This is a genomic window from uncultured Aquimarina sp., assembly GCF_947492965.1.
Taxonomy (GTDB): Bacteria; Bacteroidota; Bacteroidia; order Flavobacteriales; family Flavobacteriaceae; genus Aquimarina.
The window spans coordinates 1-15,144 of the sequence record NZ_CANLOZ010000015.1; the positions used below are offsets into that span (position 1 = coordinate 1).

Below are 15,144 nucleotides of genomic sequence, written 5' to 3' on the forward strand. Positions count from 1 at the left end.
TCCACAACAAAAAAATACAACTATTTTTTAACCTTTTTGTAAAACACTCTAAACATTAAAGTTACAAATCAAAAAAATAAAATATTTAGAAAAGGAACCAAAACATTATACTTTTACTCCTGTAATTTCTATATCTAATATAGTTCCTCTACCAATAACAGAATCCACAACTAAACTTCCATTTAACTTTTTAAGCCTATCTCTTACACTCCTCAAGCCTATACCCTCTTGCTTTACCGCAGACTTAAACCCTACTCCATTATCTTCATAGATTATATGGAAGTTATTATTTAACAAATCTAACTGCAATGAAACCTCTGTTGCTTTTGCATGTTTCAATGTATTCGTTAACAATTCCTGAACAACTCTAAAAACTTCTAGTGACAATTTCTCATTCAGCTGATCTATTTCTTTTTTAGGAAATACACTTAATGTTATTTTAATATTACTATTTATAACCATTTCATTTAGATACTCCTCTAAAACCTCCGAGAATCTATTACCATAAAAGTTATCAGGAATTAAATTATGAGAAATCTTTCTTACCAATTGATACGTTTCATCCACTTGTTTCTTAATTAAGCCTAAATCTTCATTCTGCTGAGTATGTGAACCTAATTTTAGATTAATAGCTGCTAGATTACCACCGATACTATCATGCAAATCTTGCGCAATGCGTCTTCTTTCAGTGTTTTGAACATCTAAAGATGTTTTTATCAACTTTAATTCTTGTTCTTTAATCAACGATTTAATTCGCTCTTCATTAATTTCTTCCTGCTGTTTACTCAGCTTATTTTTCGCAGTCAATTTTTGCTTATATATAATGATAAGTATAATGCTCGAAATTGTTACTAATAAAAAACCATAAACAAGAAACCGCATATACCTTCTTTCAGATGTTAATAGATTATCTTTTATCTCCTGATTTTTACGCAATAACTCTATCTTCTTTTCACGATCAAGAATATCGTACTTTACTAATAACTCTGCAATCTCTTTATCCTTCTGTATTTTACGAAGACTATCTTTTAGCTGATATCTTAATGTAGTGTATTCTTCTGCTTCCTTATATTTATTTTGTTTTTTTAAAGTATTACTGAGGTTTTCTAAAATCTGAATTTCAATATCAATAAATCCTTTAGATTTTACTCTTTCTAACAAACCCGAATAGATTTCTATTGCTTTTTTGAAGTTATTTTTTTCATGGTAAGCCTGTGCCATTGTTATTCCTGACAACAGTACAAATTTCAAATTCTTATCTTCAAACATATTTTGTACGAGCTCACCATAATATATAGCCTCATCAAAATCACCCATTTTAAGATAACAGGCACTTATACTCTCTAAACAATATCCCCTAGCTTTATAACCTTCTGGTGCCTCACATGCTTTATTTAAATAAAACAAAGCTTCTTTAAATTTTCCTTTTCTAGAATAAATCTGCCCCAAATTGTTATACGAAAAATACACAGTACTATTATTCTTATCAACCTCTATACTTTTCTTATAATATGGTATTGCCTTATCATATTCTTTTTGATCCAAATAGTAATCCGCTAATCCTCTTATATGATGAACAGACATCTGATTACCCACTACTTTTTTCTCATATAAATCCAACCCTTTTAAGTGGTATTCACCTCTTATAGTCACCAATCCCTTAAAACCATACCCAACAGCCAACATATTGTAAGCTTTACTTAACCACTGATAAGACAACGAATCTTTTTTTCCTATAGATAGTTCATAAATCTTATTTCCGTAATAAATGGTGGAATCGGCATATTCTTTTTCCATATAGTATCTCCCCAAGTAATCCAACCCCCAGATACGAGCCTTTTTATCATTTAATAAAGGTTTTACTAAAGGAAAGAATTCATCTGGGTTTAGATTATTCATATTCTTAAGTTTCTTCTCCAAATCCTTACGGACGTAATCTAACTCCTGAGAAAACATGGCTTGACAACCTAAAAACAATCCAATCAGAAATATTGTTTTTAAATAGTAATTATGAATGAAGATTTTCTGTTTTTCTGCAAGCGTGTTCATCATGAAATTGTAGGGCAAAGATGCTTACTCTTAACACAAATGAACAAAAAAGAATACATATCTCATTGTTTGATGAAGTTTTTTTTAAAGATTTGACAAAAGAATTTGACACCTATTGATAGTATAGTATTCTTTTTCTACTGTAAAGGGTGGTATCAATTTTCCCTTTAATTGAATTCTTTATTTTATTTACTTTAAATAATTAGTAATTATTGTGAAGATTTTCATTATCGTATTATCTTTGCGCACTTAATAACAAATTATAATGATTAAGATCACCTTACCTGACGGTTCAGTTAGAGAATACAATAGCAGTTTAACTGCTATGGATGTAGCGAAAGATATAAGTGAAGGATTTGCAAGAAATGTTATTTCTGCAAAATTCAATGGTACCACTATAGAAACCTCTACAGAATTAACAACCGATGGTGATTTGGTATTATTTACCTGGAAAGATGATGAAGGTAAGGCGGCATTTAGACATTCTACTTCTCACGTATTAGCACAAGCCTTAGAAGAATTGTATCCAGGAGTTAAACTCTCTATTGGTCCAGCGATTGATAATGGTTTTTACTATGATATAGACCTTGGAGATCAAACTATATCTGAAAAAGACTTCAAGAAAATTGAAGATAAAATGCTGGAGATTGCGAGAGGAAAACATGATTTTAAAATGAGATCTGTTTCTAAAGCCGATGCTTTAGCAAAATATAAAGAGGAAGGCAACGAATATAAAGTAGAGCTTATTGAAAACCTTGAGGATGGAACCATCACTTTTTGTGATCATGACACATTCACAGATTTATGTCGTGGAGGACACATTCCAAATACAGGAATCATAAAGGCTGTAAAGATCATGAGTGTTGCAGGTGCGTATTGGAGAGGAGATGAAAATAACAAGCAACTCACAAGAGTTTACGGAACTTCTTTCCCGAAGCAAAAGGAACTAAAAGAGTATCTTGAGCTCTTAGAAGAAGCAAAAAAACGTGATCATAGAAAATTAGGAAAAGAACTTGGTTTTTTTACTTTTTCCCAAAGAGTAGGACAAGGATTACCTCTTTGGCTACCAAAAGGTGCCGCTCTTCGCGAACGTTTAGAACAATTTTTAAAGAAAGCTCAGAAAAAAGCGGGTTACGAAATGGTTGTGACTCCTCATATTGGACAGAAAGAGCTTTACGTAACCTCTGGCCATTATGCTAAATATGGTGAAGACAGCTTCCAACCGATTAATACACCTGCAGATGGTGAAGAGTTTTTGTTAAAACCTATGAACTGTCCGCATCATTGTGAAATATACAAAAGTGGACCGTGGTCATACAGAGACTTACCAATTCGTTATGCTGAGTTTGGTACTGTATATCGTTATGAGCAAAGTGGAGAACTACATGGTCTTACTAGAGTAAGAGGATTTACGCAGGATGACGCACATATTTTCTGTACTCCTGATCAACTCGATGAAGAGTTTAAAAAAGTAATCGATCTTGTACTTTATGTATTTGGCTCTCTTGGGTTTCAAAATTTTACTGCTCAAGTATCTGTTAGAGATCTCGATAAACCAGAAAAATATATTGGTGATGTTGTAAATTGGGAAAAGGCCGAAAATGCTATTATAAGTGCAGCGAAAGATAAAGGCTTAGACTATGTAGTTGAAAGTGGTGAAGCAGCATTCTATGGTCCTAAGCTCGACTTTATGGTCAAAGATGCTTTAGGAAGGAGTTGGCAATTAGGAACTATTCAGGTAGATTATAACTTACCAGAGCGTTTTGATTTAGAATATAAAGGTAGTGATAACGAAATGCACAGACCTATAATGATCCATAGAGCTCCTTTCGGAAGTATGGAAAGATTCATTGCAATCTTACTAGAACACACCGCTGGAAACTTTCCACTTTGGTTAATGCCAGAACAAGTTATTGTCCTATCAATCAGCGAGAAATATGAAAAATACGCTGAAAAAGTTTTAAATTTGTTAGAAAATAACGAAATTCGCGCCCTTGCCGATCATAGAAATGAAACCATGGGTAAAAAGATAAGAGAGGCAGAAATGAAAAAAATTCCTTACATTGTAATTGTAGGGGAACAAGAAGAGAAAAACAACACGATATCGGTTAGAAAACATGGAGGTGAAGATATCGGAGCGATTAGTATCGAAAAGTTCACAGAAATAATAACAGAAGAAATAAATAAGACGTTATTACCATTTAATGGATAACCGAAATAAATTTTAAGTTTAATTTAAATTTTTAAGTCATAGCAATAAGAAGAAGAAGGTCTCAGAAACCACTAAGAGTAATTAAAGAAGATGCTCACAGAATCAATCACAAAATTAGAGTTGATGAAGTGCGTCTTGTAGGCGACAATGTAGAAGTTGGTGTTTATCCAACTAAAAAAGCACTAGCACTTGCTGAAGAGCAAGAATTGGATCTTGTAGAAATTTCTCCAAAAGCGGTACCTCCTGTTTGTAAAATAATGGACTATAAAAAGTTCTTATACGAGCAGAAAAAAAGGGACAAAGCTCTTAAAACCAAAGCAACCAAAGTAACCATTAAGGAAATACGATTTGGTCCAAACACAGATGAACATGATTATGAGTTTAAGAAAAAACACGCAATCAAGTTTTTAAGTGAAGGAGCTAAATTAAAAGCTTATGTTTTCTTCAAGGGACGTTCTATTATTTATAAAGATCAGGGGCAAATTTTATTATTAAGACTTGCACAGGAACTTGAAGATTATGGTAAGGTAGAGCAAATGCCGAAACTAGAAGGGAAAAGAATGATTATGTTCATTGCACCTAAAAAGACTAAATAAGTAAAAAGAAGTTTAAAATAATAAGTGAGATTATTATAAAAACAAGGATCAATGCCTAAAATGAAAACAAAATCCAGTGCTAAAAAGCGTTTTAAGCTTACAGGAACTGGTAAAATCAAAAGAAAGCACGCTTTTAAGAGTCACATCTTAACAAAGAAGTCTAAAAAGCGTAAGCTAGCTTTAACGCACTCTACGTTAGTGCATAAAAGCGATGAAAATAGTATTAAAGAACAATTACGTTTAAAGTAATTATTTTTTAATCAGGTTAAAATTATTATAAACCCAGGAGTTGGGCCTTTTATAAAAAAGACAAAGTGTCAAATCATTGACCGCCTACTACTAAAAAATTTAAAATTATGCCAAGATCAGTAAATTCTGTTGCGAAAAGAGCTAGAAGAAAAAGAGTTCTTAAGCAAGCAAAAGGATACTTCGGACGTCGTAAAAACGTTTGGACAGTAGCAAAAAATGCAGTCGATAAAGCAATGTCATATGCTTATAGAGACCGCAGAAACAAAAAAAGAACTTTCCGTGCTTTATGGATCACTCGTATTAATGCAGGTGCTCGTTTACACGGTATGTCTTATTCTCAATTTATGGGAAAAGTGAAAGCTAATAATATCGAATTGAATCGTAAGGTTCTTGCAGATTTAGCAATGAACAACCCAGAAGCTTTTAAAGCGATTGTAGAAAAAGTAAAGTAATTTTTTAAACAATAATATTATCTCACTTATAAAAAAACCTCGTCATTTTTGACGAGGTTTTTTAATTGCATATTGTTTTTGCAATAGTTTTCAATAAAATTAAAAGAACAATTATTGTATAGGAATAAGAATTACCTTTATTTTACGGATTGATCAAAAGTTATACGATTCATGCTCTTAATATCCAGTTTACAAAATCCAAAAATCAAGTTTTTACATCAGCTAAAAGAAAAATCTAGGTTACGTAAAAAAGAGCAAAAATTTGTGATCGAAGGAAAAAGAGAAGTCTCTTTAGCTATTCATGGTGGATATCAGCTATTACAAATTTACTATTGCCCCACAATTATTCCGAATGAAGATGTATCCGCTATAATAGATAGAACTTCTAGTACCATTGACACCTTTGAAATTACTACAGAAATTTATCAAAAATTATCTCATAGGTCAACTACCGAGGGAATTTTAGCCATTGCAAAATCTAAAGAAGCGTCATTAGACAATCTTGATTTAGATAATAAAAACCCATTGATTTTAGTGGCTGAATCCCCAGAAAAACCAGGGAATATAGGCGCGCTATTACGTACAGCAGATGCAGCAAAAGTGGATGCCGTTCTCATTGCTAATCCTCGAACAGATCTCTACAACCCAAATATCATTAGATCTAGTGTAGGATGTGTTTTTACAAATAACATAGCTATGGGCACAACTGCGGAAATAATCGCCTACCTAAATCATAGAAACATTGCTATTTATGGAGCTGCATTACAATCTTCAGAAAATTATTACACACAAAATTATACTAAACCAACAGCAATTGTCGTTGGTACTGAAGATAAAGGCTTAACCGATGAGTGGTTAAAGAACACTACCCAAAATATCAAAATCCCCATGAGTGGTGTTATAGATTCGATGAATGTTTCAGTAGCTGCAGGAATTTTAATTTTTGAAGCAAAACGGCAACGTGATTTTGTTGTCTGATATTTAAAAAATCATTAACTTACTTAACCTACAAATCCCAAAGCTACAAACCTATACAAATGACATCAAATATGCTCTTTAATCTATTGATAGCTATTATCATAATAGTTTTTCTGATAGATTCTTTATTAGATATACTGAATGCTAGGCATTACAACAATAACATCCCCGAAGAACTTTCTGATGTATATCCAGAAGATGAGTATCAAAAATCGATTGCGTATAAAGAAGCTAATTATAAATTCAAGTTAGTTTCCTCTTCTATTTCCTTATGTATCATGTTACTTTTCTTTTTCCTAGATGGTTTTGCGTGGGTGGATGGGATCGCAAGAAGTTTTTCTGACAACTCAATCGTAGTTGGGCTTATTTTTTTTGGGATCATTATGATCTGTAGTGATATACTATCTACTCCTGCATCGTATTACAAAATCTTTGTTATTGAAGAGCAATTTGGTTTTAATAAAACTACGATAAAGACCTTTTTCATAGATAAGATAAAAGGTATTGTGATGATGATTATTGTTGGAGGCGGACTATTAGCTCTAATTATGTGGTTTTATGAAATTACTGGTCAATATTTCTGGTTATACGCTTGGGCGCTTATCTCTATTTTTACACTTGCCATGAATATGTTTTATGCAAAACTTATAGTACCTTTATTTAATAAGCAAACACCTTTGGAGCCTGGAGAATTAAGAGATACTATACAAGAATATTCAATGAACGTAGGTTTTCAGTTAAAGGATATTTTTGTTATTGATGGATCCAAAAGAAGTACTAAAGCCAACGCTTATTTTTCTGGTTTAGGTAGTGAAAAACGAATTACCTTATACGATACTTTGATTAAAGATTTAAACAAAGAAGAAATTGTAGCTGTACTTGCGCATGAAGTGGGACATTACAAAAAAAGACATGTAATTATCAATCTCCTTTTATCCATTTTACTAACAGGAATAACACTTTGGTTTTTGTCTCTTTTTATCGCAAACCCTCTTCTTTCTGAAGCTCTATCCGTAGAAGTTCCTTCTTTTCATATCGGATTAATAGCCTTTGGAATTTTATATAGTCCGATATCAGAAATTACAGGTCTAATTATGAACATTGTTTCTAGAGCATTTGAGTACCAAGCGGATGATTATGCAAAAAACTCTTATGATGGAGAAGCACTCATCAATAGTTTAAAAAAACTATCTAAAAACAACCTAAGTAATCTGACTCCACATCCAGCAATGGTTTTCATACATTACTCACATCCAACACTTTTGCAAAGGATTAAAAACATACGCAAATAAATCAAGTGAAATAGACTTGGTGGTTACAATTCTTAGTTGTATTTTTAACTATTACTCTAGTATTTTTCTAGACAAGAAAATTTCAGGAGTTTTTCGCACAATCATATTGAAAAAGGCTTTCTAAGAAAACTTTGTAGTATGACCGAAGCCGCTATAGAACAGGAAAACAAACAAATTGCAAAGCAATATAAAGAATTGCTTCGTATAAGTTATAGAGACCTAAGTAAGGATGATAAGAAACTTATACGACAAGCATTCGATGTTGCTGTAGATGCGCATAAAGACCAACGTCGAAAAAGTGGAGAAGCCTATATCTTCCACCCTATTGCTGTTGCTAAAATTGTAGCAAGTGAAATTGGGCTAGATGCCACTTCCATAGCTGCAGCATTGTTACACGATGTTGTAGAAGATACCGAATATACCTTAGTGGATATCGAGCAAATGTTTGGAGAAACAGTTGCTCGAATTGTAGATGGATTGACAAAAATATCTTCTCTAAAAAAGGATAAAGATATTTCGCTACAAGCGGAAAATTTCAGGAAAATGCTACTTACCCTTAATGATGATGTTAGGGTTATTATCATTAAAATTGCCGATCGACTACATAATATGCAAACTATGGATGCGATGCGACCAGATAAACAGGTCAAAATCGCTTCCGAAACGTTATATATTTATGCTCCTTTAGCTCATAGGATTGGACTTTATAATATTAAAACAGAATTAGAAGACTTAGGATTAAAATACACAGAACCTGAAGTATACAAAGACATTCTTGAAAAAATAAAAGAAAGTAAAGAAGAGCAAGATGCTTATATCAAAAGGTTTTCTGATAAGATCAAAGAAGGATTAGACAAAGAAGGGCTAGATTACGAAATCAAAGGAAGACCTAAATCCATCTTTTCTATTAGACGTAAAATTGTAAAACAAAATATTTCCTTCGATGAAGTATATGATAAATTCGCAATTCGAATTATCTATAAAGCGGAAGATATTGAAAATGAAAAGTTCATTGCTTGGAAAATCTATACTATTGTTACCGATTATTATCGCCCTAATCCAATAAGGCTTCGAGATTGGATTTCTCAACCAAAATCTACTGGTTATGAAGCATTACACATTACTGTTATTGGTCCAGATAGCAGATGGGTAGAAGTACAAATTCGTAGTGAGCGTATGCATGAAATTGCGGAAAAAGGTTATGCTGCCCACTATAAATATAAAAACACCGAAGAAAAACAAGATCAAGGATTAGATGGTTGGTTAAACAGGCTCCAAGAAGCATTAGAAAACTCTGAGGCAAATGCGGTAGATTTTGTAGAAGAGTTTAAATTAAACCTATATTCCAAAGAAATCTTTGTTTTTACTCCAGAAGGTGATCTTAAATCACTACCAAAAGGAGCTACCGCTTTAGATTTTGGTTTTAGTGTTCATACAGAAGTTGGACTTAGAACCAGAGGCGCACGAGTAAATAATAAATTAGTCCCACTAAGTCATGAACTAAAAAGTGGAGATCAGGTCGAAATCATAACCTCTGCAAAATCAAAACCAACATCGACTTGGTTAGATTATGCTACCACTGCAAGAGCACGATCTAAAATTAAATCTGCTCTACGAGATGAGAAAAAACAGATCGCCGAAGAAGGAAAAGTAATCCTTAAAAGAAAACTACGCTCTCAAAAAATCACTATGGGAGAAAAAGTGGTTAATGAACTGGTTTTATATTTTAAATTAAAAACTAGTCAAGATCTTTTCTATAGAGTTGGAATAGGTACGATCGATAACCAGAAAATCAAGGAGTTTGCTACTGCGCGAAGTAATGTTTTTATGAATTTTATTAAAAACAGAATTCGTCGTGGCAATGCAAAAGATGTCAACAAAGATGAAATTACTTCTAAATATGATTTATTAGTATTCGGTAAAGACTCAGAAAAATTAGAGTACAAATTATCTAACTGTTGTAATCCTATTGCCGGAGACAATGTTTTTGGTTTTATTACTGTAAATGAAGGTATTAAAGTTCATAAAAAGGATTGCCCGAATGCCTTACAAATGCAGAGCAATTATGCTTACAGAATCATTCAAGCAAAATGGATAGATTCTAGTCAAGAAGAGTTCAAGGCAGTAATTAGACTAAATGGAATTGATAATATCGGTGTAGTTAATGAGGTGACACAGATCATTTCTAATAATATGCACCTAGCTATTTACAATATGAATTTTGACACTAATGACGGTGTTTTTACAGGTAAAATAACCGTTGGTGTGAAAAACAAAAATACTCTCAAGACTGTTATTCAAAATCTTTCTAAGATCAATGGAATCGACAAAGTCATTCGAGAATAATTGATCTTACTTTTTTATTAATAAGTATTCATAAATTGGTCTCTCACTAATAAAAAATAATGTAAATTTGTTTTTTAAATCATTATGAGTACCAAAACAACTACGCAAAACGATCAAAATATCGTTAAAAATGTGTTTACTAGTTTTCTAGAAGAAAATGGTCATAGAAAAACACCTGAGCGTTACGCTATACTTCAAGAAATATATGAAAGTGAAGAACATTTTGATATAGAATCACTTTACATCAAAATGAAAAACAAAAACTATCGTGTTAGTAGAGCTACTCTATATAATACCATAGAATTACTCTTGGATTGCAAATTAGTGCGTAAGCATCAATTCGGTCAGAGTCAGGCTCAATACGAAAAATCTTATTTCGATAGACAACATGACCATCTTATCTTAACAGATTCTGGTGATGTTTTAGAGTTTTGTGATCCTAGAATACAATCCATAAAAAAAACAATCGAAGAAATTTTTGATGTAGAAATAACAAATCATTCATTGTATTTCTACGGAATTAAAAAGAAACCAACTAATCAAGAAAACTAATGGCGGTAAACTTATTACTTGGTCTTCAGTGGGGAGACGAAGGTAAAGGAAAAATTGTAGACGTTCTTACAAAAAATTATGACATTATAGCGAGATTCCAAGGCGGCCCCAATGCTGGACACACCTTAGAATTTGATGGAATCAAACATGTTTTACACACGATTCCTAGTGGAATTTTTCATGATAAAGCTGTTAACTTAGTAGGAAACGGTGTGGTAATCGATCCGGTAATCTTTAAGAAAGAACTTGATAATCTTGCTAAGTTTAATATCGATTACAAATCAAAACTTCTTATATCCAGAAAAGCACATTTAATTTTACCAACACATAGAATTCTAGATGCGGCCTCAGAAGCTTCTAAAGGAAAAGCGAAAATAGGTTCTACACTAAAAGGAATTGGTCCTACATATATGGATAAAACGGGTAGAAATGGTATTCGTGTTGGAGATCTAGAATTAAGCGACTGGAAAGAACGTTATCGCAATCTTGCGAATAAGCATGAGGCGATGATCGATTTCTATGATGCAAAAATCGAATACGATTTACAAGAACTAGAGCAAGATTTCTTTGAAGCTGTAGAAACTCTAAAATCATTAACATTTATTGATAGTGAAGAATATCTACATAAAGCTCAAAAAGAAGGTAAGAAAATATTAGCTGAAGGTGCACAAGGTTCGTTATTAGATATTGATTTTGGAACATATCCGTTTGTAACTTCTTCTAATACCACTGCTGCTGGTGCTTGTACTGGTTTAGGTGTGGCTCCTAATAAAATCAAAGAAGTATTTGGAATCTTTAAAGCATACACTACACGTGTAGGAAGTGGTCCTTTTCCAACTGAATTGTTTGATGAAGATGGAGAAACAATGGGACGTGTTGGGAACGAGTTTGGAGCTACCACTGGAAGACCTCGTAGATGTGGTTGGTTAGATTTAGTAGCCCTAAAATATGCTGTTCATGTTAATGGAGTTACACAATTAATGATGATGAAAGGTGATGTTTTAAGTGGTTTTAATACGCTTAAGGTTTGTACCGCTTATAAATATAAAGGAGAAACTATTGATCACCTTCCTTATAATATCGAACCAGAGAATGTTACTCCAATCTACACAGAAATGAAAGGTTGGTCGGAAGATCTTACTAAGATGAGTGATAAATCAGAATTTCCTAAGGAATTAAATGAGTATATAGAGTTTTTAGAAAAAGAATTAGAAACTCCTATTACTATTGTTTCTGTAGGACCTGATAGAACACAAACAATTCACAGGTAAAACTATCGATTATTTATAATATTAAATCCCTCAAATGACAATGATTTGAGGGATTTTTTTTCATCAAAACAAACTAGCAATTAAAACTTCTTTAATAAACATTCACATTTTTTATAGTTTGGCTTTCTATTAATTTCTGTCTAGAGTAGTATATTTGCAAAAAATTAGAACCTACACTCTTTGAGAGTCTTTTTTTCCATATTAATCTTTATTGCCTTTGTGCTACGGCCTACTATAGAAATTAGTAGCATACTTTATTATCAATTAAATATTGATAATATTATAGAGAAGTATTGTATTAATAAAGAAAGACCCAAGTTAAACTGTAACGGTAAGTGTTATTTGATGACTCAGATGAAAATGAGTTCGATGGCTGATAATAACAATTCAGAAGCTTCGATTCCAATTCTAGAAGCTTTTCTCCCATTATTTTTTGAGGATAACACATTATCTATAGCAAGTGTTCCTAATTTTCAGTTCTCACTTCAAAAAAATTGGAAACCGATGAACTTTCATCCAAAAGATGTTTCCAAAGTTATAGATCATCCGCCAGAGATATATTTTTCATAATTATCAATCACTAATTGATTGTAATTTTTTTACAAACCGCTTATAACAATTATTTGTGGGCACAATACTCTATGCATTATTGTAACTAAAAGCTAAGAATTTTTTGATGGTTTTATATACCTAAAAATGAATTCGTGATAGCGTATTAATTTAACTCTAATCATTCAACTTAACAAATAAGCACACATCAGTCTAAACTGATTGCTTACAGAATTTAATAATGAAAAATATCATACTATTAGCTATACTTCTTTGTGTAGGAGTATATAGCTATGCACAAACTTTTCAAGGAAAAGTTGTGGATAATTCTAACAATCCATTACCAGGAGCAACCATATCGGAAACCAGTACACCTTCTAATGGTGTAATGTCAGATCTAAATGGATCTTTTGAAATTAACCTTCAAAACTCAACTAAAGTAACCGTTAGTTTTTTAGGATACATTACCAAAACAGTACAACTCACAGACGGAACAAATATCATTCGCTTAACTGTTGACAACGTAGCTTTAGAAGAAGTATTGGTAACTTCAGCCAGTAGAGAAATTCAGAAACGTTCAGAAGTACCTGGATCTATTGCTACGATATCTACCAAAAACATAGAAGAAACCAAAGCTTTTGGTATCGATCAATTAGTAAATCAAGTACCAGGTATTTTTATGTCTACATCCAGAGCTACGAGTAACGAACAACATTTTATGGCTGTTCGATCTCCGATCTCCACAAAAGCATTGTTCCTATATCTAGAAGATGGATTACAGATTCGTCCTACCTCTGTATTCAACCATAATGCTTTACTAGAAATGAACGATGTTTCTTATGAGCGAATTGAAGTTCTAAAAGGTCCTGCTTCAAGTATCTACGGAAGTGAATCTATCGGAGGTAGCTTTAATTTTATCACCAAGAATCCAACAGAAAGTCTAAGCGGAAGTCTAGGATTCCAAATTAATGATATCGGTTTATCTCGTTATGAATTAGAAGTATCTGATAAAACAAGTGATAACTTCGGTTTTTATTTAGGAGGTCATTATGTACAAAGAGAAAATGGGCCAATAGAACATAGCGATTATGAAAAACTTGCTGTGACTTTTAAAACTGTCTATGACTTCTCCCCTTCTACAAAATGGACTACGGTTTTAGATATCGTGGACTATAGATCAGACATGACCGGTTCTCTTAGTGAATCAGATTACTTAGGAGGAAACTTTGAAAGCGATCAAACATTTACAGAGCGAGAAGCTTTGGCTTTAAGAGTCAGAACTACCTTAGATAAGTTCTGGAATGAAAATAATAAGACATCATTCAATTTTATATTCAGGGATAATACTATGGATCAAAATCCATCGTATAGAGTTCGTCAGTTTAGAGATCAAGGACAATTAACAGGTTTTGGATCTGGAGAAGTAAACTCTAATCAATTTAAAAGTTTTGTGGGATTGATTCAGCATAAACTAGATTTCAACTTTGCAAATTCATCATTAATTCTTGGCGCGACTGGAGATTTTTCTCCTCAGAAATACGTTGCCGAAACTACCAGTATTATTGTTGATCCAGAAACCGGAAGAAATATTGACTTTAGTATTAATTCTGGAGATTTTCTGTTAAACTACGAAGCAGATATCTTTAATTATGGGGGATTTTTACAGTATGAAATTTCTCCTATCGATCCACTAAAAATTACCGCAGCAATACGATATGACGGTTTCGAATATGATTACGATAACAAAGCAGATGGAATTGTAGGTGTAGAAGATACCGTTGATAATTTTAACAATCTAACTCCTAAACTTGGAATTAATTATAATCTCTCTTCCAAAGCTGGAATGTACGCAAATTACTCTCAGGGTTTTACACCTCCGCAAGTATCTACATTGTATAGAAATACAAATCAAGTGCAGGGAATAAAACCTAGTCGATATAATAACTATGAAATTGGAGGATATTTTACGATTCCTTCTAAACTAAAACTAGATGCCGCTGTATATCTATTAGAGGGTAAAAATACATTAATCACTTTAAGAGATGATGATGATAACTTTTTTAACACCAATGCGGGTAAAACAAGATCTTATGGTATAGAATATGGAGTTACATGGAACGTATTAAAAGAGTTATCTATATCTCATAATGGTAGTTATGCAAAACATCGTTATGTAGACTTTTTTGATAGTGGAATTGATTACTCAGATACCGAAAGAGAAACAGCACCTAATCTATTAGGAACTTCAGGAATTACATATCGTAATACCTTTGGAAAACTTGGTTTTACGATTACCGCAGAACACGAACTTGTTGGAGAATACAATACAAGCTTTGAAAATCAAGTAGAAAATGAAGATGGAACTTTTGGGACAGCGACCTATGATGGATATAATGTATTTAATCTCAGAGCTACTTTCAATTATAAAGGCATTGAAATTTGGGGGCATGCCCTAAATGTCTTTGATGAATTATATGCTGCCAGAGCCTCTTTCAACAGATTTAGAGGAGAAAATAGTTTTACGATTGGAAATCCTAGAGCATTTCATCTGGGGATGAGATATAATTTTTAATAAACCATTTAAACGAATTCCTGCTG

Annotated in this window: 12 protein-coding genes; 11 read left to right on the forward strand and 1 reads right to left on the reverse strand. The window is 32.6% G+C overall.

From position 1 onward, the window contains the following. Window positions 1–105: 105 nt before the first annotated feature. Window positions 106–2,052 carry a tetratricopeptide repeat protein gene (locus Q1B37_RS22860; RefSeq protein ID WP_299902945.1) on the reverse strand — a complete coding sequence of 649 codons (1,947 nt, stop codon included), beginning with the start codon at window positions 2,050–2,052 and terminating at the stop codon, window positions 106–108. A 262-nt stretch (window positions 2,053–2,314) separates the two neighbouring features. On the opposite strand from Q1B37_RS22860, the gene thrS reads away from it, so the two are divergent. From thrS to Q1B37_RS22915, 11 genes are all read left to right on the forward strand, one after another. Continuing rightward, a complete protein-coding gene (gene thrS, locus Q1B37_RS22865; RefSeq protein WP_299902947.1) occupies window positions 2,315–4,261 on the forward strand; it encodes a threonine--tRNA ligase in 1,947 nt (648 codons plus the stop codon). Between the two features lie 80 nt (window positions 4,262–4,341). Then, window positions 4,342–4,857 (forward strand): translation initiation factor IF-3, encoded by a 516-nt coding sequence (gene infC, locus Q1B37_RS22870; protein ID WP_280139552.1) that lies wholly within the window; start codon window positions 4,342–4,344, stop codon window positions 4,855–4,857. A 51-nt stretch (window positions 4,858–4,908) separates the two neighbouring features. Beyond that, window positions 4,909–5,106: a 50S ribosomal protein L35 gene (gene rpmI / locus Q1B37_RS22875; RefSeq protein ID WP_027394180.1), complete on the forward strand. Its 198-nt coding sequence runs from the start codon at window positions 4,909–4,911 to the stop codon at window positions 5,104–5,106. A gap of 107 nt (window positions 5,107–5,213) precedes the next feature. Then, complete coding sequence (rplT, locus tag Q1B37_RS22880; RefSeq protein WP_219010935.1) at window positions 5,214–5,558, forward strand: 50S ribosomal protein L20; 345 nt, start codon at window positions 5,214–5,216, stop codon at window positions 5,556–5,558. A gap of 171 nt (window positions 5,559–5,729) precedes the next feature. Next, entirely contained in the window at window positions 5,730–6,536 is an 807-nt protein-coding gene (locus Q1B37_RS22885) for an RNA methyltransferase (protein WP_299902949.1), read from the forward strand. A 59-nt stretch (window positions 6,537–6,595) separates the two neighbouring features. Next, complete coding sequence (locus tag Q1B37_RS22890) at window positions 6,596–7,828, forward strand: M48 family metallopeptidase (protein WP_299610878.1); 1,233 nt, start codon at window positions 6,596–6,598, stop codon at window positions 7,826–7,828. Between the two features lie 138 nt (window positions 7,829–7,966). Beyond that, window positions 7,967–10,174, forward strand: a complete 2,208-nt coding sequence (locus Q1B37_RS22895; protein WP_299902951.1) for a RelA/SpoT family protein — start codon at window positions 7,967–7,969, stop codon at window positions 10,172–10,174. Window positions 10,175–10,258: 84 nt separating this feature from the next. Then, window positions 10,259–10,726 (forward strand): Fur family transcriptional regulator, encoded by a 468-nt coding sequence (locus tag Q1B37_RS22900; RefSeq protein ID WP_299902953.1) that lies wholly within the window; start codon window positions 10,259–10,261, stop codon window positions 10,724–10,726. Further along, the gene (locus tag Q1B37_RS22905; protein WP_299902955.1) at window positions 10,726–11,997 is read left to right on the forward strand and encodes an adenylosuccinate synthase; all 1,272 of its coding nucleotides are present in this window, start codon (window positions 10,726–10,728) and stop codon (window positions 11,995–11,997) included. The genes Q1B37_RS22900 and Q1B37_RS22905 overlap by 1 nt, the downstream gene beginning before the upstream one ends. A 345-nt stretch (window positions 11,998–12,342) precedes the next feature. After that, window positions 12,343–12,567 carry a hypothetical protein gene (locus Q1B37_RS22910; RefSeq protein ID WP_299902958.1) on the forward strand — a complete coding sequence of 75 codons (225 nt, stop codon included), beginning with the start codon at window positions 12,343–12,345 and terminating at the stop codon, window positions 12,565–12,567. Between the two features lie 220 nt (window positions 12,568–12,787). Further along, window positions 12,788–15,118, forward strand: a complete 2,331-nt coding sequence (locus Q1B37_RS22915) for a TonB-dependent receptor (RefSeq protein WP_299902960.1) — start codon at window positions 12,788–12,790, stop codon at window positions 15,116–15,118. Window positions 15,119–15,144 lie beyond the last annotated feature (26 nt).

Excerpts from the sequence above, each read along its gene's own strand:
- Q1B37_RS22860 (WP_299902945.1), bottom strand. The coding sequence starts at position 2,052 with ATGATGAACACGCTTGCAGAAAAACAGAAAATCTTCATTCATAATTAC.
- thrS (WP_299902947.1), top strand. The coding sequence starts at position 2,315 with ATGATTAAGATCACCTTACCTGACGGTTCAGTTAGAGAATACAATAGC.
- rpmI (WP_027394180.1), top strand. The coding sequence starts at position 4,909 with ATGCCTAAAATGAAAACAAAATCCAGTGCTAAAAAGCGTTTTAAGCTT.
- rplT (WP_219010935.1), top strand. The coding sequence starts at position 5,214 with ATGCCAAGATCAGTAAATTCTGTTGCGAAAAGAGCTAGAAGAAAAAGA.
- Q1B37_RS22885 (WP_299902949.1), top strand. The coding sequence starts at position 5,730 with ATGCTCTTAATATCCAGTTTACAAAATCCAAAAATCAAGTTTTTACAT.
- Q1B37_RS22890 (WP_299610878.1), top strand. The coding sequence starts at position 6,596 with ATGACATCAAATATGCTCTTTAATCTATTGATAGCTATTATCATAATA.
- Q1B37_RS22895 (WP_299902951.1), top strand. The coding sequence starts at position 7,967 with ATGACCGAAGCCGCTATAGAACAGGAAAACAAACAAATTGCAAAGCAA.
- Q1B37_RS22900 (WP_299902953.1), top strand. The coding sequence starts at position 10,259 with ATGAGTACCAAAACAACTACGCAAAACGATCAAAATATCGTTAAAAAT.
- Q1B37_RS22905 (WP_299902955.1), top strand. The coding sequence starts at position 10,726 with ATGGCGGTAAACTTATTACTTGGTCTTCAGTGGGGAGACGAAGGTAAA.
- Q1B37_RS22910 (WP_299902958.1), top strand. The coding sequence starts at position 12,343 with ATGACTCAGATGAAAATGAGTTCGATGGCTGATAATAACAATTCAGAA.
- Q1B37_RS22915 (WP_299902960.1), top strand. The coding sequence starts at position 12,788 with ATGAAAAATATCATACTATTAGCTATACTTCTTTGTGTAGGAGTATAT.